The organism is Leptothoe sp. ISB3NOV94-8A (assembly GCF_043421595.1).
Classification (GTDB): Bacteria; Cyanobacteriota; Cyanobacteriia; order Phormidesmidales; family Phormidesmidaceae; genus Leptothoe; species Leptothoe turfae.
In genome coordinates this window covers 18,691-43,656 of the sequence record NZ_JAXSQW010000001.1, presented here as the reverse complement: position 1 = coordinate 43,656, position 24,966 = coordinate 18,691, and the positions used below count along the sequence as shown (strand labels likewise).

Below are 24,966 nucleotides of genomic sequence, written 5' to 3'. Positions count from 1 at the left end.
GCTACGCTCCGGGCATACACAGCCTAAAGCGAGTTTTTAGAAGAGAGAGACGCTTCAAAAACTGCCTTTTGTAGGGAGACCCCAACCGCAGGAGGATGTGTATGGGGTGAATCATCAAAGCGCGCCCCAGCGCCTTTGCTGCCAGCCAAGACTGACCGCTTCTTTGCAGCATATCGGCATGGTTAAACACAAAATCAGCGACTGTTTTGCGAGAATGGCTGGTAAACAGGTCATGGTGTTTTGAGAGAAGCCGCTCAAAATTATGCTGTCGACGGCGTGAATTAGACGACACCCGCACCCCAGCATGGGCCGATAGATGATACGTCACCTCTGGAATACCCCATAGGGAACAGACAGGATTGAGTCGTAAAAACAATTCAGTATGCACCCGTGAGCTAAAACTCGGATCAAAACCGCCCATCCCCAACAGCACCTCCCGTTCTACCACCAGGGTTTGCTTTGAGAAAAAGGACTCTCCCGGTTGAATCTCTTCTAAACAAAAGTGGGACCCTCGGGGCAGCGTTGGCGGTAGGTGAGTTTCGATGCCATTGCCCTGGGTGTTGACAATGGTCAACCCAAATAACAACGCAACCGGCTCAGGCAAATCTTGGGGTATGTGCTGTGTCGCCGCCATCGCTTTTTCAGCCATATCCGGCAGCAAGACATCATCGTCATCTAAGTAGGTAATCCAGCGCCCCCTTGCTTCCTTAGCACCGTGGTTGCGGGCAGCGGCTCCCCCTTGATTGGGCTGACGCACTACCCTGAGACAATCCTGTGGTGGCAGCACCACCGCTGGTTTAGAGCCATCATCCACAACAATGACTTCCATATCCGTGAGGGTTTGGTTTAAGGCACTATTAACAGCCCTAGATAACAGCTCAGGGCGGTTGTAAGTAGGAATAATGATGCTGAGTAATGGGGCGCTCATGACGACAATACCTCCGGATAAACCATGGCATCATCGGCATATGTGGCCTGTACCTGCTGGTAGAGAGCAATAAACCTTTCGGTGCGCGCATTCTCACTAAAGTGAGCCAGGGCTCGGGTTCTGCCCAAATCCCCCATACGTTCTGCCAAGTCTTGGTTCTGCAATATCTGGGTGAGATAGACAGCCATCGCCTCCACATCCCCAGGCGGGACCGCAAAGCCGGTGACAGAGTGCTCAATGATTTCTGGCTGTGCCCCCACCGCACTAACGATAACGGCGGTCCCCCGCATCATGGCTTCTGTGGTCACATTGCCAAAGGGCTCTGACCACAAGGACGGCACCACCTGTACCCAGGCCCGATCAAACTGACGCTCCATGTCTGAACGCGACAGGTGACCTAGCCAGGTAATGTTGTCGGCCACCCCCAGCTCCGTAGCCAGGTCTCGCAGCTCAGGTTCTGACTTGCCCTGGCCAGCGATCAGCAGACGGGCATGGGAGACTTGGGTGGTTGCGATCGCAAATGCCCGAATCAAAACCTGAATCCCTTTTTCAGGGACTAGTCGGCCTGCATAGGCCACAGTGGGTGGAGCACTCAGGGGCGGTCGCCGCTCTCTCACTGGGACACCGTTGTGAATCACCTCTGCTGGTAACCCAGCCTGCATAAGCTCTGCTTTCATCGCATAGCTCAGGGCCACAATCCGGTCAATGGCAGATCGCCATCGCTGCCACAGCCGCCACTGCACCATCAACACCAACCATGTTTTCGGCGTTAAACACCCTGATGACAAACACACTCGACCTGGAGAAACCTGACAGGGGTTTCCATCTGGTAACAAGTTAGTCCCCGCCGGGCAAATGGCCTTGTAAACAGCAGTCTGATAGATACAGGGAATCCCCTTAAGCAAGGGCAAAATCAATGGCGATAGCTGCCAGAGAAACATGCGAATATGCACCACATCGGGCTGAAACGATTGCAGCACCTGCCGCAACTGCCAGTAAGCAGATGGATTAGCCGTCTGGGTCAACACTTGAAGTGTAGAATTCGTGCCAAAACAAACATCATCCGCCAATTGAGGATAGCCCTCAACTGGCATGGCATTACTGGCAAACAAACGCACCTGATGTCCGCGCTCAGTTAACCCTTGACGCAGGGACAGCATCTGCAATTCCGCGCCACCCGTTGCGGTGCCATAGTCATGCAGCAGAAGAATTTTCATCAATTTTATTTTGGAGAATTCCTAATGATGGCGTTGTCGCAACATGCAGGCCCTGATCCCCCATGGAAAGATTTAACCATTTGCGAGCATGGCGATCGGTTAAATACTTGTTGAGGACACGATCAATAGGTGTGAATAGGCCATACATAAAGATCTTTTCTAAAAACCGATCCTTCACCAGCCCAAACGTTGCCTTCTCAAAAAATCGATGCTTAAACATCCCCAGCGTCAGACGGTCTAATAACGGTGAGAGAATCATCCGCCGTCGCCGCCAACCCAGGGCTTTATGCTTCTGCGTAAAGTACGCATCTTCAGATAGATTCCACTTCTGCTTCAGATGCTCTAGGCTGATTGTTTCCCAAGTATCACTCCAGCGCAGCATATAGAAGTGCAAGTCCGCCCAGTTCCAGCTAATCCCTGGTACATAGGTAATCACAGAACTGGGCTCAAAATAAATGGATCTGCCTGCCTCTGCCACTGCCATACACAGGTCCACATGTTCCTTGGTGTTGAGAAACCTCTCATCCAGAGGCCCCATTTTTTCAAAGACATCCATGCTAACTAACATGCAGTGAAACTCCACCAGTTCCGCCGTGCTTCGCTGCAGTTTAGACAGAGTGTCAACTACCCGCTGCCCCTGGCGAGTCATCTTCTCGCGCAGTCGCCGTCGCCCTTTCACATCGATAATAATGCGAGCCACACCATTGGCAAAGTGAATGGTTTCATGCACAGGCTCATCCTGGCAGGTGAGGGGGCCCACAATGGCAGCATTGGTTTCTTCAGCGCACTGCACCAAAGCCCCTAGCCACCCTGGAGAGACCACAACATCATTGTCAACAAAGGCTACATAGGGCGTCTTGACCTGGGCTAAACCAATATTCCTCGACTGATTAGGCGTGAGCATATGATCTACACGAATCAACTCAAAGGATTTTTCCTTAGCTTGAATCTCCAGGTACTCTTGGACGGGCTTTGGGGAACCACCATCTACATACACCAGTTCAAACGGCAGCTGAGTGTGCTCATAAATACTTTCTAAAGAGGTTTGAGCATAGCTAAACCGTTCTCGTGGCGAGACCACAATTGTGACATTGGGTTGATTCATAGATTCAATATCTTCCAATTTTTCAGTACTCCGATAAAGCATCTATCGCTTACCCTCCTTAAGCTGCACGGGATAGCGGTTTAAGTTCGGCCACAGGCTGGGTCGATTTTTTCTTGAGCTGTGACCACTCCTGATCGGTAAAGTTCTCATGGTAAGAGCGCTCTACGTTGATATTCCAGATATCATGCTCCTCACCGAGAATATTCCTCGCCGCCAGCAAAGCTGAGAGCATGGAATGATCCTGATTGTTATAGCGGTGCATACCGTTGCGTCCTACGGTTTGCAAATTCTCAAAACCGCGAATATAGTCTTCTAGCACCTTTAAGTGACGGCGATACTCGCCGTCATACACCGGATATGCCTTATATTGACGAATTACACACCCATCCTCCACATCACGTGCTTTCACTCCCAAATTAAGCTTTGCGATTTCCCGAGAAGCAAACTCAATCATCTGGGAGTCGGTCATCTCCCAAATCTCATCCCCCTGGCTGCAAAAATATTCCATACCTAAACAGGTTTTGCTGGGGTCAGGCACCATCGCCACACTCCAGTTTTTGAAGTTTTGAATACGACCTACCTTAAATTCAGGGCTGTGAATATAAAGCCAGTTGTCTGGAAAAAGCCGAACCCGATCGATGACCAAGGAAACAATCAGAAAGTCACGGTATTTTAGGCCACGCGCTGCCTCTAAAACGTAATTAGGGGGCGGGGGATCCATTCGATGGACCAGTGCCGTAATCGGCATTGAACTCACAAAGTGATCGCCCACTAGCTCAAAGTTGCGATCGCCTTGTTTCGCTAGCACCCTAGTCAAACGATTGCCTTCTCGTTCAACGCGCACTACTTCTGTATTAAGATGCACCGGAATCTCATTATCTTCTAAAATTTCTTGGCACCGCTCCCACATCATGCCAGGCCCCAAACGGGGATAGTCAAATGTTTTAATAAGACTTTTCGAATTCTTACTACCAAACAGTGCGTTAATGACAGCTTCCTTCAAAGACAGATTCTTAATCCGCTGCGCCGCCCAGTCTGCTCGAATTTGGTTACAGGGAATCCCCCACACCTTCTCTGTATAGGTCTTAAAAAAGATTCGATACAGCCTTGCTCCGAAACAGTCCGTCACCCAGTCTTCAAAAGTCTGGGGTTCTCCACTCAACCCTAAATATCTTTTGAGCTTTGCTTTCAAATAGCTCATTACAATTAAAAAACTACGAATGAATCCTAAATTTCTCAGGGTCTTGAAAATGGAAATAGGATAATCATAGAACTTACCATCGTAGTAAATTCGGGATAGCCTCGGCGTTTGAATAAAGTCATCCCCTAAAATCTCTTGCCAGATAGCCTTCACTTCACCCACTTTAGTGAAGAAACGATGCCCACCAATATCAAACCTATATCCTTTATAGCTTTCAGTACGGGAGATACCGCCTACTTTATCAGCCTTTTCAAGCACAATAGACTTAACATTATGCTTCATCAACTCGTAACTAGACGTCAACCCTGCCGGTCCACCACCAATAACGATTACAGGAACGGTACTATCTTCTACAGCTCTGGGCTCCATCGGTTATAAACTCCAAATTAGCCAAATATATGTGTGTTCTTAAATCTGTGTTCAACCGAGCCCCGGTTTTCGCAAATCTCGCACTTGTGCTACCTTGAACGACGAACTCCCGACAACACTAAAGGCTCTGGCAGTCGTAGGAAACGCCCTAAACAATGTTGCAATAGGACAAAGGCAAATGCACCTCCTCCATAGAAGAAGTAAAACCAATGCCACGGGATAACGCGTAAGGCAAATAGCAAACCCCGCTTAGCATAGAAAAATCGATAGACATCAACGTTAATCAGCAGTAATCCCAATGCTGTTGCTGCTGTCAACCACCAAAGCCAGGGAAAGAACAAACCAGCTAGCGACGTGCCTATTAGGCCAAATACACCGATCACACTCAAACGATTGGCATAGCTGAGATTTAAATCAGCATCAAAACGGTTTTCACTCAAAAGCAGAGCTGTCCAAGGAAGCGCTCTGTAAAAAAAATCTGCTTTGAGTAGGGATATGGGCTCCCATCGCTTTAGGTGCTTGACTTGAATATCCTTAAAGAGGCGAATATCATAGCCCATTTGCTTAAGGCGATAGCCTAGCTCGATATCTTCAATACAAGGCTTGACATAGTCCTCATCAAAGCCGCCAACTGCTAGAAACACTGAACGGCGAATAGCACCACAGGCCCCCCAAAATGTTGAAGCAATTTCAGAAGAAACTTGATGGGTATAATGATGAAAGAGATTCTTATATTGAGATAAAAAGTTCTCTGCACCTGGCGAATCATCATAGGAGCCAATCAAGGCTGCTAAATCAGACCGCTCTTGAAACCGCTGCTCCACTAAGCTCAATGTGTCTGGATGCAGGGTTACATCCGCATCCATGAAAAAGATGATATCGCCGTGAGCAGTCTGTGCACCAATATTTCTGGCTCGAGCTGGGCCTCCTGACTGCGGCAATCGCAACACCATCGCGCCAAAGTTTTTAGCCACTTGCCAAGAGCCATCCGTATCTCCATCAGAGACAACAACAATCTCATCTGGAACTCGGAGGCTTTGTTTTATGCTAGCCAAACACTCATAAAATCCTTCTCCACCATTATAGACAGGAATTACAACTGAGATGTTGATTGAAGACATGCTCACCTTGAAGCGTCAAATATCAAAAAAACAAATCCATCATTTAGCAAACAAGCTTATTATTTTCTACAAATGAGCAAGCTGAAATGACACTCCATCAAGGAGAAGACTCTTCCGAACCAGAGCCTTCTCCTTAGCTCAAGAGCAAGCAAAGGGCCAAAACACCTTTTTTTTGCGATTCAAAGATGTGAAATCTTGAAATCAGACACAAACGCCATTCTCATCAGAGTGAATAGCGTTAACTCTAATTCAGAGTTAGAAATTTTCTCCTTACTAATATATCCACTTTTATGGCCTTAAATGGACTGCTTGACCAGAAGAAGACTTTTGACAGCCAACAATCAAAATTTAGAACCTTCCCAAAAAGAGTTCACTTCTAGCTAAAAAGCTAAGAAGAGGCCTAAAGCCAGGTTACCTAGAACAGCAAAGATGCACCCAGACAATTTTCTCCATAGAACTAGTAATTATTAAAATCTACTCCATACAAGTTGTATGGTTAGCAGAAGTATTAAAGAACTAATGAATCAAGTTCTTTCGTTGATAATAGGATGACTGAATCGGACTTTCATGAATTTGAGATGAAAGTTCTCTCATCTCAAATTTACAAGCCTATTGCTCTAAAAAGCCGAAAAACACATATCCATAGATATCTTCAGACTTCTGGCAGGACATCAATGAACATTTCGATGCTGCTTATATTGACCTATCTGTAATACTTCGAGTATGGGAGTATTACAATGAAAAAGCTATGGCAACCATTATGACATCTGTCGTATTCTTCAACTCGACCTTACCCTCAGCTGAAGATTATTACTGATATCTATAAACTACATAAGCCTATAAAACAGTGGTTTCGGGCAATTTAACTTAGGGATTATCAGGTAAAAAAATTATGAGATTTTTTATATTCACCCTTGGCCCAAATATTTTTTAGACTAACTCCCTATCTTCTCTGCAATAGTTAAGGGAATTTCGATACAGAAGGTTGTGCCCTGGCCTACCGTAGATTGGCAATATAGTTTGCCACCATGCATTTCCGTTACAATTTGGTAGCTAATGGACAATCCTAACCCAGTCCCTTTACCTACAGGTTTTGTCGTGAAAAATGGATTAAAAATACTTGCCAAGACATCCTCAGGAATACCACGACCATTATCTGAGATTTCTACCACTAAAGTATTCTGACTCTCCTGCCAACGGGTAGAGATCTCAATTTCTGGCATCTGACCATGGTAATGCTCCAGATCATCAAAAGCATCAACAGCATTCACTAGAATATTCATAAATACCTGATTGAGATGGCTAGCATAGCAATGAATAGTTGGTAATTCGCCATAGTATTTAACAACATTGATGGTAGGTCGTTGTTTACAAGCCTTTAAACGGTGCTTCAAGATGAGTAAAGCACTATCAATTCCTTGATGGATATCCACATCTTTGATGGCAGCTTCATCCACACGGGAGAAGTTCTGCATACTCTGAACGATATCGACAATGCGGTTGGTGCCCATTTTCATGGACGCCATGATCTTAGGTAAGTCCTCTAGGATAAAATCCACTTCAATATCATCGATTTTGTTTTGAATCAGCTGTTCCGGTTCAGGGTAATGCTGTTGGTACAGCGTTAGTAACTCCAGAAGTCCCGTAATATAGTTTTGCATTGGCTCTAGATTGCTAGAGATAAAGCCCACTGGGTTATTAATTTCATGGGCAATACCCGCTGCTAACTGACCCAAGCCAGCCATCTTCTCACCCTGCACCAACCGAGCTTGAGTGCCTTTTAACGTTTCTAAGGTTTGGTTTAATTTTGCAGTCTGCTGCTGTGTCTTCCTCAACAGCTCTGCCTGCTGTAAGGCTATACCCAGTTGAGTGCCAACTTGGGCCAGTAAGCCCACCTCATCATCATCCCAATAGCGAGGCTTAGACGTTTGATAGGCCACCAGCAAACCCCAAAGTTTTTCACCTTGGGAAATGGGCACAAAAACCTCATTACGTGGTAGCTGACCGTCTTGATCAGGTCTAGAAAATACATCTTGAATGATGGCCTGATTTGGCACAGCAGGTTGCCAGCCAGCCACAATGGAGTCGGCGACAAAGGCCCCGCTCCAGTCAGCATTAAACCGATAGATAGCGACTCGATCTACTTCAAGCAGTTGACGCACCTCTTGGGTCGTTGTCGTGAAAATTATGTCAATGTCTAACGATTGACGAATTTTATCAATGGTCATGGTCAGCGCGCGCTGACGGTCTGTGGCTTTTTGTAAAGCTGCGGCTTGATCACGCACCCGGGCAACGGCCTCTGCTTGATTCAGGGCCACCCCTAACTGAGTACTTACTTGAGCTAAGAAGTCAATTTCATCGGTTTCCCAATGGCGCGGGCGAGAATTTTGACAAGCGGCCAATAACCCCCACAGCCGATTACCTTCCATGATCGGCACAATCATATAGGCACGAGCATCGGAATCAGCCAACAGTCTCATGTGGTGGGCTTTATAGTCAGTCTGATAGATATCATCAACGGCTAATGTTTCTTGGCGCGCATAACGACCTCCCTGGGTCTCCATTAAATAGGGATCTTGATTAATCCCTTGCGATCCGACTAACACAGGCCAGCCATCGGCTACAGATTCCGCCACAAACTGACCACTCCAGTCAGCGTTAAATTGATAAATAACAACTCGGTCAGTTTTAAATAATGATTGGATACTTTTGGTCGTCGTATCAAAGATCTCTTCAATTTGCAGAGAATCACGAATTGCGTTAATCGTCTGGGACAATAGCTGCTGTTGTTCAAGCGCTAGCTCACGCGAAGAAACATGAGCCAACTGAGCTGCTTGCAACCGTAACCGCTCCACCTGACTCCATTGCTCAAGGGCCACACCCAAATGCTTAGCAATCTGATCGATAAATTCAATCTCAGACGACTGCCACTGTCGAGGACCTTGACAATGATGAATACAGAGTAGTCCCCATAATTCATCACCATTCATAATGGGTGAGACTACATTGGCCTTAATACCCAAACGCTCTAATTTTTGAACATAGCTATTTTGGATATCACCCTCAAAGATGTTATGGGAGATGTACATGCGTCCTTTTTGATAAAGTGGAGCATATCTCTCACCAAAATGTCGATCATAGACTTTCTCTTCTAAGATCGATGAAATGCCTTCACCACAGTCTTCAGCAACAAACTGCCCTTCCCAATATTGTTCGTTTTGGAAGAAGAAAATACCCACCTGATCTGCTTTCAGCAGATGCCTAACTTCTTGAGCAGTGGTTTGGAAAATGGTTTCTAAATCCAGGGATTCACGAATACGGGTAATCACACCTGTCAGAGATTTTTGTTGTTCAGTTTGATAACGTAGCTGCTCTAGCAGCTTAAGCTGTTGCAAGGCAAAGCTTAAATACTCAACAATTTTCTGAACAAATTTAATATCATCTAAACTCCAATGGCGAACATGCTCACACTGATGAACGCACAGTAATCCCCAAAGCTGCTCACCTTGCGAAATAGGAACAGCAAGGCTTGCCCTGACCTCAAATCGTTCTAAAACATTGATATAGTCGCCACTCAGCTGAGTCGTGTAAATATCGGTTATGATCTGAACTTGTCTTTCATCATACTGATCGGCAAATTGTGTCTCAAAGCTATGCTCATATACTCGCTGAGTTAAAACAGAGCGCCAATCCTCTGATACATCTTCAGAGACAAACTCTCCCTCCCAATCTTGATCAGGTGTGAATTGGAATATAGCAACTCGATCGGCTTCTAAAAGCTGTTTAATTTCGGTAGTAACAGATTGAAATAAGACGCCTATATCAAGGGACTGGCGAATCTTGCTAATGGTTTTAGCAATAGCTCTTTCGCGATTAATATTATTGGAAAACACCTTCGCTTGAGAATACGATTGAGAAATATTCTCTTTCTGTTGTACTGCACTCTTGAGCCGTTCAACAATTTGCTGAACCAAACCAATTTCTTCAGCAGACCACAATCGGGGAGACTGGCAGTGATGCAGACACAGTATCCCCCATAGGGACTGATATTTGAGAATGGGCACCGCCAAACTAGCTCGCACCTGTAGTTGTTCTAGAATATCTACATGCTGAGGGCTTAAATCAGCGGTGTAAATATCTGCTACAGCCTCTATATGCCCCAGATGATACTGGACTTGTCCATCTCTAAAATATTCATAGAATTCTTCTGTGAGTATGGACACCCCCCCTTCAACCACAGCTTCAACAATGAACTCACCCTGCCAGTTTGTATCTGAATAAAACCGAAAAATAGAAACGCGATCTATATTCAGAAGCTGTCTAACTTCTGTTGTCGTATCTTTAAAGATAATGTCAAGATCTAATGGCTGACCAGAATCAAAAAGGTTGCCTGCCAAATCCTTTTCTTTCTGGGAGTCCCCAGTAGCAATCGTTTGGTAACTGATGGGTTGTTTTGCGTTGCTAAATCTGGGGATGGATTGCATTTCATCCGAGCCTGTTAATACCTTTTTCCTTAGGGATGTAGATATTCAGAGAATTTACACTATAAAGTGTTAGCCAAAAAAGTGTTAGCAAACTCACTCATTGTAGATTCAAGCATCCCAATAACCTGGCAGTGGCACCTTTGGACAGACTTGATCAAAGCGTTGATAGTTCCGTAATTCGTAACCCTAGACATTCGGGTGACGAAAGGTCAGTGGGAAGATCCAGTGGGCAGCACCTCGGTAAAATAGGGCCTCAGTCTGCTAAAACGATGCGATGATTAGGATGATTTGACTATGCAGCCTCATTAGTATGGTGATTCGAAAAACCGTCTCCTTCAACCAAATTGAACTGTCATATTTAGACTGGCAAACTGATGGTGAACCTGTTTTACTGCTCCATGGGTTAGCAGATCATGCCCTGGTTTGGTCAACAGTGGGAGAGCACATAGCCCAGTACTATCATCCGGTTGCTGTGGATATGCGAGGACATGGGCAAAGCAGTAAACCCAATGACGGTTATGACTTTGATACGGTGATGGGCGATCTGGTACAGCTGATGGAGCATCTGGGCTGGTCAGCAGCCCACATTGTCGGACATTCCTGGTCAGGAAAGGTGGCTACCTACTGGGCCACCCGTCAACCGAAGCACTTTTTGACGATGGTGTTGGTAGACCCAATTTTTGTATATGGGATGCCAGGCATTTTTCGATTGACGTTTCCACTATTTTATGGGATCCTGCCGTTTTTAAAGGGCATGGGACCGTTTGCAGATTGGGATACGGCTATCCAACAGGGTAAACAGCTGAAGCAGTACCGAGACTGGAATAGTTTACAGGAAGCTGTTTTTCGGGAGAGTTTGGCAGAGAACCCAGACGGGACTGTAGGCAGCAAGTTTACTAAGGCCGCACGGGATGAGATTTTTGATGCGGTGTTGCGAGTACCGGGACTGACCCAGGAGATTCAGGTGCCCAGTTTGTTTATGCAGCCGCAAGCTGGTGTAAATCGGTTTGACTGGCAGCTAAAGCCTTATCGGAAATATTTAAAGAATTTGAGGGTTGAGACAATTCCTGGAAATCATTGGGCATTTTTGGTGGAGCCAGAGGGTTTTAGCAAAACATTGATTGATTTCCTAGCGTAAAAGATTTTTTGTAGGGACGCCCCTACTGTGCACCCTTACAATCCTGGCTATGACTGAATGCCAGCTGTGGCTCGTTGACGCTGGCGAATGTCATCAAGTTGAGCATCGGGAATCGCGGCAATCAGTTTCTGGGTATAGGGCTTTTTCGGGGTGTTATAAATCTCCTCAGCGGGACCAATTTCTTCTACTCGCCCCTGATTCATGACCATGATGCGATCGCTAATAAATTTCACCACACTCAGATCGTGGGAAATAAAGATGTAGGTAAGCTTAAAGTCCTTTTGTAGATCTTTGAGGAGGTTAAGGACCTGGGCCTGTACTGAAACATCCAAGGCGGAAACCGACTCATCACAGATGATAAATTTAGGTTCACAGGCCAGGGTACGGGCAATGCAGATGCGCTGACGCTGACCACCGGAAAACTCATGGGGCATACGACGCAGGGCACTGGCATCCAACCCCACCCGCTCTAACAGATGGATAGCCCGTGCTTGGCGCTCCGCCTTAGTGCCCCCCAAACCGTGAATTTGCATGGGTTCTATGATGGCGGCACCGATCGTCTGGCGGGCGTCTAAAGACCCGTAGGGGTTTTGAAACACAATTTGCATTTCTCGACGGAGACGACGCATAGCCTCAGCATCAAGATCTAGAACAGACTGTTTATCAAATTCAATCAGGCCGGATGTGGGGTCAATAAGACGCAACAAACAACGGCTCAGGGTGGATTTACCACAGCCGGACTCCCCCACTAAACCTAGCGTTTCGCCAGGGTAAACCTCAAAGCTGACAGCATCCACAGCACGAAACTCTTCTCTTTTCCCAAACAACCCTGCCCGCATGGGAAACGCCTTGGTTAAGTTCTGGACCCGTAAAAGAGGCGTTTGCTGCACCAATGTTTGACGATGCTGTTCAATTTCGTGGGGGCTGACCTCAGCTAGTAACTCAGCTTTCTCAGCTTCTGTCCTCACTTTGGCAACAATTTTCCCAGCCTCTGTCCCTGACCCCACTTCCATAAAGTCGCTTACGGTTGGCAATCGACGCAGCTGTTGCTGCGGTCTGGGTCGACAGTTTAATAACCCTTGGGTGTAGGGATGCTGCGGGTTGGCAAACAGATCATAGACTGGGGCAATTTCCACCAGGTCACCCTTGTACATGACAGCGACCCGATCGGCAATCTCCGCCACCACCCCCATATCGTGGGTGATAAACACAATTGCCGTTCCCCGCGAGGCTTGTAAATCCCTGAGGAGATCAAGAATGGTGGCCTGAATGGTAACATCCAGAGCTGTGGTGGGTTCATCGGCAATGAGGACAGCCGGATCGCCTGCAAGTGCGATCGCAATCATCACCCGCTGCTGTTGCCCACCCGAAAGCTGATGGGGATAGCGCCCTAGTATCTGTTCAGGCTCAGGCAGTTTGACCTCGGCACATAGCTCCAGTGCCCTAACCTTAGCCCCTTGACGATCGAGGTCCTGATGTAATCGTAAGGCCTCAATCAGCTGGTCCCCACAGGTATATACCGGATTGAGGGATGTCAGCGGCTCCTGAAAAATCATGGACACCAATTTGCCCCGATACTGTCTGCGCTCTTCACGGGAAAGCTTAAGCAGATCCACCGGTTGCGCATCCGACAACGAGGGATCTCGAAACCAGATTTCTCCCGATTGTCTTGTGCCTGATGCCAGCAGCCCAATTAAAGCTAGGGATGTCACCGACTTACCCGACCCCGACTCACCGACAAGACTCAATGTCTCACCTGCGGTTAGGGAAAACGAAATAGACTTAACCGCTGACACGTCACCGGCCTTGGCTGGGAATGTCACAGAGAGATTTCTAACATCAAGAATGGGAAGAGGCATATCGAGTCTGATAAGTAATGGGCAGAGACCAGGGCGACTTTTTCATTACCATTACACAATGTTTAAGGCGTTATTTATGTATTTGTTGTCCCGATTACAGGCTCTTTTTTTACTTTTGTCATAGAAATACGAAAAATTTGACATGTTGTTACGTGTATAAATTTACTCATTCTTTCTGAGATAGTTAATGTAGCGTTTGTTCTCAGGAACCACGTTAAAAGTTTAGGGTTTTTACACACGTCTCCCTAAAACTCTTCTCTGCTACTAGGAGTCATTTATGATTCGTCAACGATTTTTTTTCAGGCGACGCTTCCGCAGAATGCTGGCAATTATCTTTGCCCTCACACTCACGGCTGTGTTAGTCAACTGCGGTGGCACTCCCGATAGTGCCGGTGATACGCCTGGGGGTGACGAAGTAACCGCTACAACAACAGATACAGGCACCCTAGTGTTTGGTTCAGGAGGGCAGCCCGATAACCTCTCTTCCGGCGATGTTACGGATGGGGACTCCTTATATGTGCAGCTACAGATTTACAACCACCTGATGGGTAACGAGCCAGGCTCAACCGAACTTGTTCCTGAGCTAGCCACCGAATGGACCGCGTCTGAAGATGCCTTGACCTGGACCTTTAAGCTACAGGAAGGCATTAAATTCCATGATGGCACTGATTTTAACGCTGAAGCCGTAGTTTTTAACGTCAACCGCTGGTGGGACCCTGATTTTGAGTACGGTTTCCGCGACGAAGGTAAGCTATACGAAATTTGGAGCTACCTCTTTGGCGGGTTTAAGGGCGACGAAGCATCCGTTCTAGCCGACGTCAGCGCCGTGGATGACATGACCGTTGAGTTCAAGCTAGTTGAACCCTTCGCTGCGTTTCCAGCTGCGATCGCATCCGCCTATTTTGGCATTGCCAGCCCCGCCGCAATTCAAGAATCTGGAGCAGACTACGGCACCCCCTCTGGTTTAGCCGTGGGTACCGGACCGTTTGTATTTGAAGAATGGTTGAGCGGCGATCGCATTACCCTGACTAAATTTGACGACTATTGGCAAGAAGGACTGCCCAAAGTTGATCAGCTCGTCATTAGCTTTATTGAAGATCCTGCGGCTCGACTGGCACAGCTGCGAGCCGGAGCCCTTGACTTTACCGTTGACCTCACCCCCGACCAGCTGGCAGAAATCGAAGCAGATGCCAATGTGGAAGCGGTGTTCCGTCCCTCCTTTAACGTAGGTTTTCTAGCGCTGAATCCCAGCTACGAACCGCTATCAACACCAGAGGTGAGACAAGCCATTGCCCAGGCCATCAACAAGCCTGCCATTGTCGAAGCATTTTGGGGAGAGTTGGGTGTGACTGATGCCCATTTTGTCCCCCCCTCCATGGAAGCCTTTACCAGCGATAGCGTGGGAGATTATGAGTACGATCCGGAGGCAGCTAAGGCTGCACTCGCAGCAGCAGGCTATCCCAATGGCTTTGACCTGGAACTGTGGTATATGCCAGTCAGTCGGCCCTATTTCCCTAATCCGAAACCGATCGCCGAAGCCTTTGCCGCAGAACTCAGCCAAATCGGTATCACAGTGAATTTGCAAACCAAGGACTGGGCAGCCTATTTAGAAGATCGCAACACACCACCTGGGTATCAATCCTTTATGCTAGGTTGGACCGGTGACTACGGTGACCCTGACAACTTTCTGTACTCTCACTTTGGCCCTGGCGCAACGCAAGATTTAGGTAACTACGAGAGTCCTGAAATGTTTGAGTTGCTTAACAAGGCCCGGGCTGAAACGGAACCAACAGAGCGCGAAAAACTGTACCAAGATGTGGACACCATGTTGTTTGATAAGGCATTGCGGATTCCCATCGTGCACTCTCAGCCGCTACTGGCTCAGCGCGTGGGTCTAGAAGGCTGGAGTCCCAGTCCACTGGGGAATGAACCTTTTCCTGCGGTGGAGAAGCCTTAGGGCAGTCTTTAAAGACAATGACCCGAAAGGTGGTCTTGATCTTAAATTAGCCCACTCTACGAGAAACCGCTTTGGCGTTTACATCCTAAGTCCTTCTCCCTGGGGGAGAAGGACTTTGAGAGTGATCTTCAAAAGCTTTTCCCTAAGATAGAAGCATTGAAGTCATCTCCCCTTCTCCCTAGGGAGAAGGGGTCGGGGGATGAGGGCTTATCCAAGGTAGACATACCTTTCAAAGCATTACCTGCTTCAAAAGTAAGACCAGCCCCATCCACTTTACTCACCCCACGTACCCTCAACAGAATCTCCATGGGTAGATATATTCTCAAACGCTTACTCCATCTAGTCCCAGTACTGCTGGGCATTTCACTCCTAGTCTTTGCTTTTTTACATCTGATTCCCGGCGATCCGGCCTTAGTTTTATTGGGTGACCGCGCTAACCCTGACCAGGTCGCCGCTCTGCGAGAGCGCATGGGCCTCAATGAACCGCTACCGCTACAGTATCTGTCCTTCCTGGGCAGCTTGTTAAAGTTTGATTTAGGCGAGAGTATTTTTACCGGCATCCCCATTTGGGATGAGATTAAGCTACGATGGCCTGCCACATTTGAGCTGTCCGTCTCAGCCATGCTCATTGCTCTTGTATTGGGTATTCCTGCTGGAGTAATCGCCGCTGTTCGCAAAAACAGCTGGATCGACAATCTCACCATGAGTGGCTCGCTGCTAGGAGTCTCGATGCCAGTGTACTGGCTGGGATTATTGCTGGTCTATCTCTTTGCCGTCAATTTGCAATGGCTACCACCCAGCGGTCGTATTGGCATTGAGACAGGTTTAGCCTTTGAACCGATCACCGGCTTTTTTATCTTTGATGCCCTGGTTCAGGGTGACTTTGCCGCATTAAAAAACATTTTGTCTCATCTAGTGCTGCCTGCTATTACCCTCAGCACCATCCCCCTTGCTATTTTGGCCCGGATTACCCGCAGCGCTATGTTAGAAGTTCTCTCTCAGGACTATATCCGTACAGCTAGGGCTAAGGGGTTGGTAGAACTGTTTGTCATTGGTAAACACGCCCTAAAAAATGCCATGCTGCCTGTGGTTACAATTGTGGGTTTGGAGTTTGGCACCCTTTTAGGGGGAGCAATTTTAACAGAAACAATTTTCTCTTGGCCCGGTATTGGCAAATGGATTTATGAGGGCATTTTGCAGCGCGACTACCCAGTAGTCCAGGGTGGTGTTATATTTGTGGCCTTTGTTTTTGTCTTGGTGAACTTGATTGTGGATATTTCCTACGCCTTCCTAGACCCCAGAATTCAATACAAGTAGAGACATTTCCATCAGTTTTTTTGTACCAACACCCTGTTTTATCCCACCATCATGACGCCCGTTACCGCCACTAGACGAATTCCCAAATTCCTCAAAAATCGTGCCGTGCAGCGATTCTTGGAATCAACCTCTGGACTCATTGGTCTAGGCATCACAATTTTTATTGTGCTGGCTGCCCTATTAGCTCCAGTGCTCAATCCCTACGATCCGGCCTCCGATCGCAACTATGCCATTCGGTTACAGGGGCCTAGCTTAGAGCACTGGTTTGGAGCGGATGGTCTGGGACGGGACATTCTCACCCTAGTCTGGTACGGTCTCAGGACATCGCTGGTGATTGGCCTGGTGTCGGTTCTGATTGGTTTATTGATCGGGGTGACGCTGGGGTTATCAGCCGGTTACTTTCGGGGGTGGGTCGAAACGGTGATTGGCTGGATCACGGATGTACTGCTAGCGTTTCCGTCAATTTTGCTTGCGATCGCAGTCGTCACCGTCACTGGCCCTAGTGTCCTCAGCGTCATGTTTGCCGTTGGCGTTGTTCAGGTACCCAAGTTTATACGCCTGACCCGTAGCATGGTGCTTTCGCTACGGGAACAAGAATTTATCCAAACTGTTCGGGCATTTGGCGCTAAGTCACCCCGAATTGTTTTCTTGCACATATTGCCTGCCAGCTTAGCCCCCCTCGTAGTACAGGCAACATTGGCCATTGGCACCTCTACTTTAGAAGCTGCCGGTTTAGGTTTTTTAGGGTTAGGCGCTCAGCCCCCTACACCAGAACTGGGCACAATGTTATCCGATGCGTTTAAGGGTGGCTATTCCCTCTCAGCCCCCTGGACCATTGTTTTTCCAGGGTTGTTTATTACTCTGACCGTTCTGGCCTTTAACCTACTGGGCGATGGGCTGCGAGATGCCCTTGACCCCAAAGGTAGTCGTTAGGCTTTGATGGCATCTGCCTTAAATGAGACCAAGTCTGAGATTTCAGCATCAGTCTTTATCTCAAGTGCTAATAAAGCCTTATATGGATCACCCTCTAACCCTAACGCAAAGGCAAATGCAGGTTCTGTTTTCATGCCGTCTTGCTTTAGCTTTTTGACTACGCTTTTTAGACGAGGTTCCGTTTCTAGCAATCTGCGTTCAATCAAAAAGTGTTTTACTCCCCATTGTTGACTAGTCGGAACAGATTGACAAAAGAGTTCGATTTGCCATCCATGGGACTGGAAAACAGCACATGCAGCCGGTTTGCCCTGTGCACTGATTGCTTTGGTTTTGAAGCCAGATAAATTGCCAAACTTGGCGGTAACGCTTGCTATGAAATGGTCTAAGTCTGGCGCATAACATGCTATGTCAATATCGCTGGATGAGATCGCAATACCAAGGGGCGGAGTGCCAATAACAAATGGTTGAAATGCTTGAAGCCTCGCCATCAGGTCAAGCTCCTCAAGCACAGACACAAAATCAGATCTCATTACGGGTACAGTAGTTACATACGTCAATTATCCCTTGGTAGCTCATTCACAGAATATCGGCACTTTGCAGAAGACTATCGACCAATTCTCGGTTTACCGCAAACGTCTTCCAGACTGAAGCACACCAATTGTGAATCATTTGATCGCGTTCTACCCCTGCTACTGCCATTAGGGCATCGGTAGCATTGATTTCACCACAGTCCTTTGGGATTTGAAAGACTGGCCATTGAATTTTATTGCGGGCAAGCTTCGCATGGGCCTGCTGAATCTGTTTGCCTGTGAATCCCTTCTCGACATACAAATACAAGCCAACCAGAGCAAACGTCAATCCGATGGACCGATCATTCTCAGATGCATTTTGTGCACCAAAAGCATCAACCACATGCTGATGAATAAACGATGGATCACTGTGTGCAAGCGTATAACAGTACAATTTGTGGTATGCATCTTCATGGGGACTCATAGCTTATCGTAATGTTTTCGTATCCAGGAAAGCGGCATAACAACCTGCGCTAACAACTGTATGAACCAACCAAGGGACTCTATTGGTGGAGATTCAACGGGATTGTTGAGCTAATCAAATCTTCTAAGATTTCCTATATCCGTCCAACCATAAGCCACCTCAATCAACGATTTTCCGCCAATTTCAAGTGCTTTTTCATGCACTGGAGTACCTCCCAGTGCAGCATAAAATTGACACGCAGGGTTATCGAGCAAAACCCATACCAGCATAGAATTAATTCCCAACAGATGGAGCCTTTCCGCAACTGTCTGCACTAAGCAATGCCCGATTCCCTTACTTTGATAGCCTTCTAGAATGTAAATGGCCATCAGCTCGCCTTCATATACAGGATCATTGGTACGCTCTACCCCTCCGCTTGCAAAGCCAACAATTTCACCAACTTCTTCCTCAGCAACGTAAGTAAAGGTGCCATCTTCCGAAGCACGATTCAAAATTTGAGACCAGCTATTGACTCGACGCTCATAAGATAACTTCGCTAAATGCTGATCTGGCACAATACCTTGATAGGTTGTTCGCCAAGTATCTACATGAACTCTGGCAATGGCAGGTACATCGTTTCGAGTTGCTTCCCTGATCATCATCGGCACTCTGACTAAAGTTTAAGGTTAGTAGTTGTCCAACTATTTGGAGTCAATTCATTGACACTATTTTGCGGAATCTTTAGCTGTGAGCATCAGAGACTATGTTAGCTGTCATACCTATTTGGCAGTTTCAGCACCATAGGGATGAAGCCAATACCGTTTTTGACTTGTCTCTCCCCGGCTGAACGAAAGCCCAACTTCTCGTAAATCGGCACTGCATACGACGACGAATTTACGCTGATTTCTGAAAGCCTTGACCGATTGGCTCGGCAAATCTGCAAAGCCTGGCGCAGAAGTTCTTTGGCAATTCCCCGATGCTGAAATTCTGGCGTGACGAAAAGCAAGGAAATATGATTATGGTCTCGCATTTCAATCACCCCCACAATCTTGTCTTGATCCAAAGTGATGAGGCTGAAATGATTGGTTTGAGCACGTGTTCGAAAGGCATTCGACTGAATATAGCGGTGAAACTCTTGAACCCCTTCAGATGAACATTCCGGGGCAACAAACTCATTGAAACCACGAGCCACCAATTCACTGACTTCATGTGTATCTGTTACGTTCAAAGGTCGGTAAGTAAGCGCCTTATCCATCGCTGGTGAGAAAAGCCTTCCATTTGGTATGCTCAGGCTCTTATACGGCAAACATTTGCCATTAATGCATACAGCTGAATCAACTTTTTTACCGTCAATAGTTTTGAGACTGACCATGCAGGCAGTTGGCCATGGGTCTAACTCAAATGTAAAGAGTGCGATCGCAATATCAAGGGGCGGAGTACCAATAGCGGGCGATCAACCTAAAGCGGGACGTTTTCCCAAGGATATTAGTCAGGTATCAGGTGCCGGTGAGGGACTTGATTCTGATACCGGAAACCTAACCTAGCCTAGGTTTCCTAGCTTCAGTTGATGCCCGTATCCTGATCTTCTAGGCGTCTAGATATTGTGTTTCGATCTCTTCCTCTATAATCTGCCCATCCACGTTAGCAACTTTATAAACTTTAGCGTGAGGGCGTGAACTAACCGCACAAGCAAACTCACCATCAATAAAATGGACTGCTGCTCCATCATCTGCTGCATACCCACTCGTGATCTTATCTTCACTTAACAACTGATGTAGAGAAGGTCGTCGCTCAGTCTCTCCATCATAATGAGGACAAAAGCTTCCACGGATAATTCCTAAACATGGCAAAACAGTAAACTGGCCAGGGAGCGAATCTGTACTGCACTGGTCAAACCAACAGTTTGCACCCGCGCTGACACCGGCCAAAACTGTGCCATTTTCATAGGCGTTACGTAGGAACTTATCCAATTCCCACTCACGCCATAACGCCATCATGCTTTTTGTGTTGCCTCCACCCACATAGATAATATCTTGCTCTATCAAGAATGATTCAAGGTCTACTATCTCAGAACCGAATAAGGACAAATGGGTAGGGTTTACGTCTAGCTGCGTAAATGCCTTAAAAAATTTGAAAGTGTAACGGATGGCATCATCTGTAGCATGAGGCAGAAAACAAACAGATGGCTTAGTTTGACGAGCTTGCTTAACAACATATTGATCAAGGAGTGGGTTCTCAGGTTCCATAGAGAACCCACCTCCACCCATTGCTATTACTTGACGCTTGATATCAGTCATCAGTAGCCCAGATCCTAACGACACCATCATCGCTTGCTGTAGCGATGGTTTCACCATTAGCAGAATAGCTTACTACCCAGACTTAAGCAGGATGCTTGGGTAACTGATTCACTTCAATGCCTATGAGCAGCAATTCCAAATTCAAAACGAGTTTGCGTCGTTTCAGCCGATCAGAATCTCTCTTAGGAGGCAGAGCTGAACGAAAAATCAAGGGTTTCAGACGTCTGTAAGCTGGATTTTTTTATTGCTGGCCTATGAGAGATCTGTCTCCTTCGGCAAATACAACAGTAGGAATATCGCTGTCATAACCATGGAAAGTTTGCAAAACTTCTTGCATGTAATATCCCAAAGCTCTGCAATACGGTCGTCGCTGACACTTTTCTACCTCCCAAAGTTTTGCAGTTTTATCATAACTACTGCTACCAACATCATGAACTTATTACTTTACATCTAAAATCTGCTTGATTGTATATTCAGTTTTACAAGCTGCTTTTCTAAGTTTCTCGTGGTTCGATTTTTGTAATTTCTCTAAGGCATTGACAATTTCTTGATCGTCTGGATAAATCACTTGAGCAAGATTCTCAGTAGCAAGAAGCTGTTGCTGAGACATTCCTTCACTTAACGTATGCAACACAAAATTGCGATAGATAGTTAAGTAATGGTTGCTGAAATCAAGGGCATCCTGACATAGTGATTGCAATATCTGTCGGTCTGCTTCTCCTTCAGGGATGAGATAGTGCCAACAATTTCGACATTGTTCATATACCTGCTCGACTAGGGTTGTCCACTGATCATTGATTTGTGTTTTATATAATTGCACTGCTTCTCCCTTACTGCCGACATACTGTTTTGTTCGGTGGGCTACCAGCGCGGTTGCGATCCATCCCACAGTCGCAACTAACCATTTACTACTTTGACGGTCAACGCCGTCGGCATTGGGAATTGTTTGGCGCTCGTAACCATAAAACTCTGCTTGAGTATCTGGTTGTTGCAAAGGAAAAATCAAAACCTTTGCCGACCGTGTGACTCTCAAGGACGCCTGAGGTGCTTTCATAGCCCACCATACCCAGGCATCGGAAGTAAAAGTAGGGATTTGGGCACGAATATCCTCACCGTAAAGGAACTGGGTTGAATATTTGAAATTTAAGGCAATTCCTGCATGTTCAACCCGATAAAGATCAAGCTCAGCTCCAGGTTTGATTTCCAAAAGTAACGGACTGATTTGAGCACAGGAGCGACTGACGCTCAACGCTGTCATGGCTTCATCCGAACTGCTAAAGTTCTCTTTGAAGATGACATACATATCGAGATCGCTGTTAGTGACTGTGCTCCGGTTCCCAAAGCTGCCCTGCAAGTAATAGCCTCGAATCCGCCCTAAAAAAACTTTTTCAAATACGCCGATCACACCCTGAAGAATCTGGTTGATTTTAGGGTGTTGAGTGAGATAGGCAAGTGTGCACAGCTCATCGCTCATGAAGTGCCTATCTATTAACAGTTCTCTAATTTTAAGTGAATCATCATTGCCTCACCAATTATCGCAAAATCTGTGTCTGATTACTTAGGCAGCAAAATCAATCAACTTCCATATTTTGGATGTACAGACGTTCCATGGAACGTCTCTTCAACATTTACTTTAGTGTGCCAACTAACCTCCGACCGAATGCCTCCTCGCAACTGGACGAGCAATTTCCCCTTCTCGGGCTAATGAGGAGAGAAAGAGTGTAGGTTCAGAAACGTTATAGTGGCGAGAAGTATCTAACAAAAAATCAAGCCTACCATCGCGATCTAAATCTCCAGCCCAAAGCAAACTAGGTCCGGTCCAATCACAACAGTTGTCCAACCTATATTCCTGCTTCTTGCCCTCCCCATCCTCAGAAAACGTCAAAATAGTCTGTAGCGTGTCTGCTGAATCAACCTCAGTCAATTGAAATCGATAGTGAATGGGTATTTTCGATGCTTCATCAGCATTTAGAACAACGCTTAACGAAGACAGACGATCTTGCTGTGGTAAATGTCTAGGAACCGTGACGGATCCGGCAAAAACTGTTTTAACCATGCCAGAGGTTAAAAAGTCTGGGCCTTTGACCAGAAACATTGACATCGCATCGTTATCGGTGACAATCTCCTTACCTGTAAACTCATCTCCTTCCATATCCAGAATGCCATCTCGGATCGTATTGACAGTAATGGTTGTCGGCAACAACTCAAACCCATCATCGGTGACAAATAGGCTCCACCACTGCTCCCCAGATGTTGCGACGACTTCATCACCATGGTATTTGCGCACTTGCAGTAGCTCATAGGGCAGCGCTTCAGCATTGAGACTGGGCAAGGATGATGCAGCGATCGCACCATCAATATTTGCTGGAAAACCTGCTGCTGCCAGGGAAGTATCCAGAGATAAACTCGTTATCGCTAACATCGGAGTGCTGGAAGCGATTTCTTGGGCTGAGACATGGCTACAGGCCGCTAGCCCCAGACACCCCAGGCCAGCTAGTAATTGACGATACATTTATCTACCTCATTAGAGCACTCTTAATTGGGTACCGATGCAGCCTGATAAATTGTCACCTAATTAGCTGGTTGAGCGGAGTCGAAACCAGCGGTGTTAGGGACGTTTACTTTTGGCTATCTACTTATTTTCAAATGTAACTTTTTAATCAACAGCCAGCTCAGCGCAATAGTAAACAACTTTTAAGACAATTCTAATCTGGGCTATATCTCAAATCTAGAGGGTCACGTTAATGTGGGAAATAACTGATTTGGTATTGTACGCGGTGAAATAACCATGGTTGTAACCTCGTCATCCCCGTCCATTGCTGAGTGGCTGGGTCCAGAAGCTGATGATCTGCTGGGCTACACAGCTAAAATTCCTAAAAGTCAACTACATCTGCCTGGAGCTGACTGGGTAGATCGCATTTTTACCCAGACCGACCGCAATCCACAGGTATTGCGGAGCTTACAGCAGCTATATAGTACTGGACGCCTTGCAAATACAGGCTACCTGTCAATTTTGCCTGTAGATCAAGGCATCGAGCATTCAGGAGCGGCCTCGTTTGCGCCCAATCCCATTTATTTTGACCCACAAAATATTATTGAGCTTGCGATCGCAGGCAGCTGCAACGCCGTTGCCACTACCCTGGGTGTCCTGGGCATGACATCCCGCAAATATGCCCACAAGATTCCCTTTATCGTCAAGCTTAACCACAACGAACTACTCACCTACCCTAACCAGTTTGACCAGCTGATGTTTGCCTCTGTGGAACAAGCCTGGAATCTGGGAGCCGTTGCCGTTGGCGCAACCATCTATTTTGGCTCACCTGGGGCGGCAAAACAGATTCAAGACGTTAGCAAGGCCTTTGCCCGCGCCCATGAGCTAGGTTTAGCAACAATCTTATGGTGCTACCTGCGTAGCAGCGTTTTTAAACAAGATCAGGACTATCACCTCTCCGCTGACCTGACTGGGCAGGCAAACCACCTGGGCGTCACCATTGAAGCCGATATTATCAAGCAGAAGCTACCGCTCAACAACGGTGGCTATAAAGCAGTTACCCAGGCAACCGGCGAAAAATATGGCAAAACCCACGATTTAGTCTATTCAGAACTGACTACGGAGCACCCCATCGACTTAACTCGCTACCAAGTACTCAACTGCTATGCCGGTCGTGCTGGGTTAATTAACTCAGGCGGTGCATCAGGGGAAAATGACTTTGCTGAGGCCGTGCGGACTGCAGTCATTAATAAACGAGCCGGTGGTTGCGGACTTATTTCTGGACGTAAGACATTTCAGAGAGATTTCAAAGAAGGAATCAAACTGTTTCACTTAATTCAAGATGTCTATCTAGACAATGACATCACCATCGCATAACAACATCAGATAGGTGCAATGGCATTGGCCGATGAGTTTCTGATCAACCAATGCCTCTCATCTTGTAAGCGTCCCCTGAGCGGATAAGTGTCCCCTGAGCGGAGTCGAAGGGGACTTTTTCGTGGGGGTTGGCTTCGACTTCGCTCAGCCAACATTCAGCCAACATATTTTCTGGGACGGTTACTTAATATTTATATTTG

General features: G+C 46.8%; 20 protein-coding genes and 1 pseudogene. 6 read left to right on the top strand and 15 right to left on the bottom strand.

Features of this window, described 5'->3' with window-relative positions; all coding sequences use genetic code 11:
- Position 1: 1 nt before the first annotated feature.
- The 6 genes from SPB21_RS00295 to SPB21_RS00270 all read right to left on the bottom strand — a co-directional run bounded on the left by SPB21_RS00295 (position 2) and on the right by SPB21_RS00270 (position 10,425).
- The gene (locus SPB21_RS00295; protein ID WP_163700105.1) at positions 2–928 is read right to left on the bottom strand and encodes a glycosyltransferase family 2 protein; all 927 of its coding nucleotides are present in this window, start codon (positions 926–928) and stop codon (positions 2–4) included.
- On the bottom strand, positions 925–2,145 hold the full coding sequence (locus tag SPB21_RS00290) for a glycosyltransferase family 4 protein (protein ID WP_163700103.1): 1,221 nt from the start codon (positions 2,143–2,145) through the stop codon (positions 925–927). The genes SPB21_RS00295 and SPB21_RS00290 overlap by 4 nt, the downstream gene beginning before the upstream one ends.
- Entirely contained in the window at positions 2,123–3,250 is a 1,128-nt protein-coding gene (locus SPB21_RS00285) for a glycosyltransferase family 2 protein (RefSeq protein WP_499864977.1), read from the bottom strand. The genes SPB21_RS00290 and SPB21_RS00285 overlap by 23 nt, the downstream gene beginning before the upstream one ends.
- A gap of 58 nt (positions 3,251–3,308) precedes the next feature.
- On the bottom strand, positions 3,309–4,820 hold the full coding sequence (locus SPB21_RS00280) for an NAD(P)/FAD-dependent oxidoreductase (protein ID WP_163665934.1): 1,512 nt from the start codon (positions 4,818–4,820) through the stop codon (positions 3,309–3,311).
- Positions 4,821–4,909: 89 nt separating this feature from the next.
- Positions 4,910–5,941, bottom strand: coding sequence for a glycosyltransferase family 2 protein (locus SPB21_RS00275; RefSeq protein WP_163665936.1), 1,032 nt, complete (start codon positions 5,939–5,941; stop codon positions 4,910–4,912).
- Positions 5,942–6,876: 935 nt separating this feature from the next.
- Complete coding sequence (locus tag SPB21_RS00270) at positions 6,877–10,425, bottom strand: GAF domain-containing sensor histidine kinase (RefSeq protein WP_499864976.1); 3,549 nt, start codon at positions 10,423–10,425, stop codon at positions 6,877–6,879.
- Positions 10,426–10,735: 310 nt separating this feature from the next.
- On the opposite strand from SPB21_RS00270, the gene SPB21_RS00265 reads away from it, so the two are divergent.
- Positions 10,736–11,563, top strand: coding sequence for an alpha/beta fold hydrolase (locus SPB21_RS00265; protein WP_499864975.1), 828 nt, complete (start codon positions 10,736–10,738; stop codon positions 11,561–11,563).
- A 47-nt stretch (positions 11,564–11,610) separates the two neighbouring features.
- Here the strand turns inward: SPB21_RS00265 and SPB21_RS00260 are convergent, their stop codons facing one another.
- The gene (locus SPB21_RS00260; RefSeq protein WP_499864974.1) at positions 11,611–13,422 is read right to left on the bottom strand and encodes an ABC transporter ATP-binding protein; all 1,812 of its coding nucleotides are present in this window, start codon (positions 13,420–13,422) and stop codon (positions 11,611–11,613) included.
- Positions 13,423–13,699: 277 nt separating this feature from the next.
- Here SPB21_RS00260 and SPB21_RS00255 point away from each other — a divergent pair, with 277 nt between their 5' ends.
- The 3 genes from SPB21_RS00255 to SPB21_RS00245 all read left to right on the top strand — a co-directional run bounded on the left by SPB21_RS00255 (position 13,700) and on the right by SPB21_RS00245 (position 17,629).
- On the top strand, positions 13,700–15,379 hold the full coding sequence (locus SPB21_RS00255; RefSeq protein WP_499864973.1) for an ABC transporter substrate-binding protein: 1,680 nt from the start codon (positions 13,700–13,702) through the stop codon (positions 15,377–15,379).
- A gap of 306 nt (positions 15,380–15,685) precedes the next feature.
- Positions 15,686–16,696, top strand: a complete 1,011-nt coding sequence (locus SPB21_RS00250) for an ABC transporter permease (RefSeq protein WP_163665946.1) — start codon at positions 15,686–15,688, stop codon at positions 16,694–16,696.
- Positions 16,697–16,747: 51 nt separating this feature from the next.
- The gene (locus tag SPB21_RS00245; protein ID WP_163665948.1) at positions 16,748–17,629 is read left to right on the top strand and encodes an ABC transporter permease; all 882 of its coding nucleotides are present in this window, start codon (positions 16,748–16,750) and stop codon (positions 17,627–17,629) included.
- Here the strand turns inward: SPB21_RS00245 and SPB21_RS00240 are convergent.
- From SPB21_RS00240 to SPB21_RS00225, 4 genes are all read right to left on the bottom strand, one after another.
- Complete coding sequence (locus SPB21_RS00240; RefSeq protein WP_499864972.1) at positions 17,626–18,159, bottom strand: DUF4269 domain-containing protein; 534 nt, start codon at positions 18,157–18,159, stop codon at positions 17,626–17,628. The two genes, SPB21_RS00245 and SPB21_RS00240, sit on opposite strands and share 4 nt — an antisense overlap.
- A 46-nt stretch (positions 18,160–18,205) precedes the next feature.
- Positions 18,206–18,622: a DUF5946 family protein gene (locus tag SPB21_RS00235; protein ID WP_499864971.1), complete on the bottom strand. Its 417-nt coding sequence runs from the start codon at positions 18,620–18,622 to the stop codon at positions 18,206–18,208.
- Between the two features lie 110 nt (positions 18,623–18,732).
- Positions 18,733–19,263 carry a GNAT family N-acetyltransferase gene (locus SPB21_RS00230; protein ID WP_499864970.1) on the bottom strand — a complete coding sequence of 177 codons (531 nt, stop codon included), beginning with the start codon at positions 19,261–19,263 and terminating at the stop codon, positions 18,733–18,735.
- A gap of 104 nt (positions 19,264–19,367) precedes the next feature.
- Positions 19,368–19,973 carry a GNAT family N-acetyltransferase gene (locus SPB21_RS00225; RefSeq protein ID WP_499864969.1) on the bottom strand — a complete coding sequence of 202 codons (606 nt, stop codon included), beginning with the start codon at positions 19,971–19,973 and terminating at the stop codon, positions 19,368–19,370.
- Between SPB21_RS00225 and SPB21_RS00220 the strand changes: the two genes are divergently transcribed.
- On the top strand, positions 19,972–20,145 hold the full coding sequence (locus SPB21_RS00220) for a hypothetical protein (RefSeq protein ID WP_163699878.1): 174 nt from the start codon (positions 19,972–19,974) through the stop codon (positions 20,143–20,145). The two genes, SPB21_RS00225 and SPB21_RS00220, sit on opposite strands and share 2 nt — an antisense overlap.
- A 42-nt stretch (positions 20,146–20,187) precedes the next feature.
- Here the strand turns inward: SPB21_RS00220 and SPB21_RS00215 are convergent, their stop codons facing one another.
- The 4 genes and pseudogenes from SPB21_RS00215 to SPB21_RS00200 form a co-directional block, all read right to left on the bottom strand.
- On the bottom strand, positions 20,188–20,898 hold the full coding sequence (locus SPB21_RS00215) for a Type 1 glutamine amidotransferase-like domain-containing protein (RefSeq protein ID WP_250565833.1): 711 nt from the start codon (positions 20,896–20,898) through the stop codon (positions 20,188–20,190).
- Positions 20,891–20,971: pseudogene (locus tag SPB21_RS00210) on the bottom strand (WD40 repeat domain-containing protein); the annotation flags it as partial. The gene SPB21_RS00215 and the pseudogene SPB21_RS00210, both read right to left, overlap by 8 nt.
- Before the next feature lie 366 nt (positions 20,972–21,337).
- On the bottom strand, positions 21,338–22,372 hold the full coding sequence (locus SPB21_RS00205; RefSeq protein WP_499864968.1) for a hypothetical protein: 1,035 nt from the start codon (positions 22,370–22,372) through the stop codon (positions 21,338–21,340).
- A 171-nt stretch (positions 22,373–22,543) separates the two neighbouring features.
- Positions 22,544–23,410 (bottom strand): hypothetical protein, encoded by an 867-nt coding sequence (locus SPB21_RS00200; protein WP_499864967.1) that lies wholly within the window; start codon positions 23,408–23,410, stop codon positions 22,544–22,546.
- Between the two features lie 276 nt (positions 23,411–23,686).
- On the opposite strand from SPB21_RS00200, the gene SPB21_RS00195 reads away from it, so the two are divergent.
- Positions 23,687–24,766 (top strand): class I fructose-bisphosphate aldolase, encoded by a 1,080-nt coding sequence (locus SPB21_RS00195; RefSeq protein ID WP_499061456.1) that lies wholly within the window; start codon positions 23,687–23,689, stop codon positions 24,764–24,766.
- Positions 24,767–24,966: the final 200 nt, after the last annotated feature.

Coding starts and splice junctions, on each gene's coding strand:
- SPB21_RS00295 (WP_163700105.1), bottom strand. CDS start 928: ATGAGCGCCCCATTACTCAGCATCATTATTCCTACTTACAACCGCCCT.
- SPB21_RS00290 (WP_163700103.1), bottom strand. CDS start 2,145: ATGAAAATTCTTCTGCTGCATGACTATGGCACCGCAACGGGTGGCGCG.
- SPB21_RS00285 (WP_499864977.1), bottom strand. CDS start 3,250: ATGAATCAACCCAATGTCACAATTGTGGTCTCGCCACGAGAACGGTTT.
- SPB21_RS00280 (WP_163665934.1), bottom strand. CDS start 4,820: ATGGAGCCCAGAGCTGTAGAAGATAGTACCGTTCCTGTAATCGTTATT.
- SPB21_RS00275 (WP_163665936.1), bottom strand. CDS start 5,941: ATGTCTTCAATCAACATCTCAGTTGTAATTCCTGTCTATAATGGTGGA.
- SPB21_RS00270 (WP_499864976.1), bottom strand. CDS start 10,425: ATGCAATCCATCCCCAGATTTAGCAACGCAAAACAACCCATCAGTTAC.
- SPB21_RS00265 (WP_499864975.1), top strand. CDS start 10,736: ATGGTGATTCGAAAAACCGTCTCCTTCAACCAAATTGAACTGTCATAT.
- SPB21_RS00260 (WP_499864974.1), bottom strand. CDS start 13,422: ATGCCTCTTCCCATTCTTGATGTTAGAAATCTCTCTGTGACATTCCCA.
- SPB21_RS00255 (WP_499864973.1), top strand. CDS start 13,700: ATGATTCGTCAACGATTTTTTTTCAGGCGACGCTTCCGCAGAATGCTG.
- SPB21_RS00250 (WP_163665946.1), top strand. CDS start 15,686: ATGGGTAGATATATTCTCAAACGCTTACTCCATCTAGTCCCAGTACTG.
- SPB21_RS00245 (WP_163665948.1), top strand. CDS start 16,748: ATGACGCCCGTTACCGCCACTAGACGAATTCCCAAATTCCTCAAAAAT.
- SPB21_RS00240 (WP_499864972.1), bottom strand. CDS start 18,159: ATGAGATCTGATTTTGTGTCTGTGCTTGAGGAGCTTGACCTGATGGCG.
- SPB21_RS00235 (WP_499864971.1), bottom strand. CDS start 18,622: ATGAGTCCCCATGAAGATGCATACCACAAATTGTACTGTTATACGCTT.
- SPB21_RS00230 (WP_499864970.1), bottom strand. CDS start 19,263: ATGATGATCAGGGAAGCAACTCGAAACGATGTACCTGCCATTGCCAGA.
- SPB21_RS00220 (WP_163699878.1), top strand. CDS start 19,972: ATGCAGGCAGTTGGCCATGGGTCTAACTCAAATGTAAAGAGTGCGATC.
- SPB21_RS00225 (WP_499864969.1), bottom strand. CDS start 19,973: ATGGTCAGTCTCAAAACTATTGACGGTAAAAAAGTTGATTCAGCTGTA.
- SPB21_RS00215 (WP_250565833.1), bottom strand. CDS start 20,898: ATGACTGATATCAAGCGTCAAGTAATAGCAATGGGTGGAGGTGGGTTC.
- SPB21_RS00205 (WP_499864968.1), bottom strand. CDS start 22,372: ATGAGCGATGAGCTGTGCACACTTGCCTATCTCACTCAACACCCTAAA.
- SPB21_RS00200 (WP_499864967.1), bottom strand. CDS start 23,410: ATGTATCGTCAATTACTAGCTGGCCTGGGGTGTCTGGGGCTAGCGGCC.
- SPB21_RS00195 (WP_499061456.1), top strand. CDS start 23,687: ATGGTTGTAACCTCGTCATCCCCGTCCATTGCTGAGTGGCTGGGTCCA.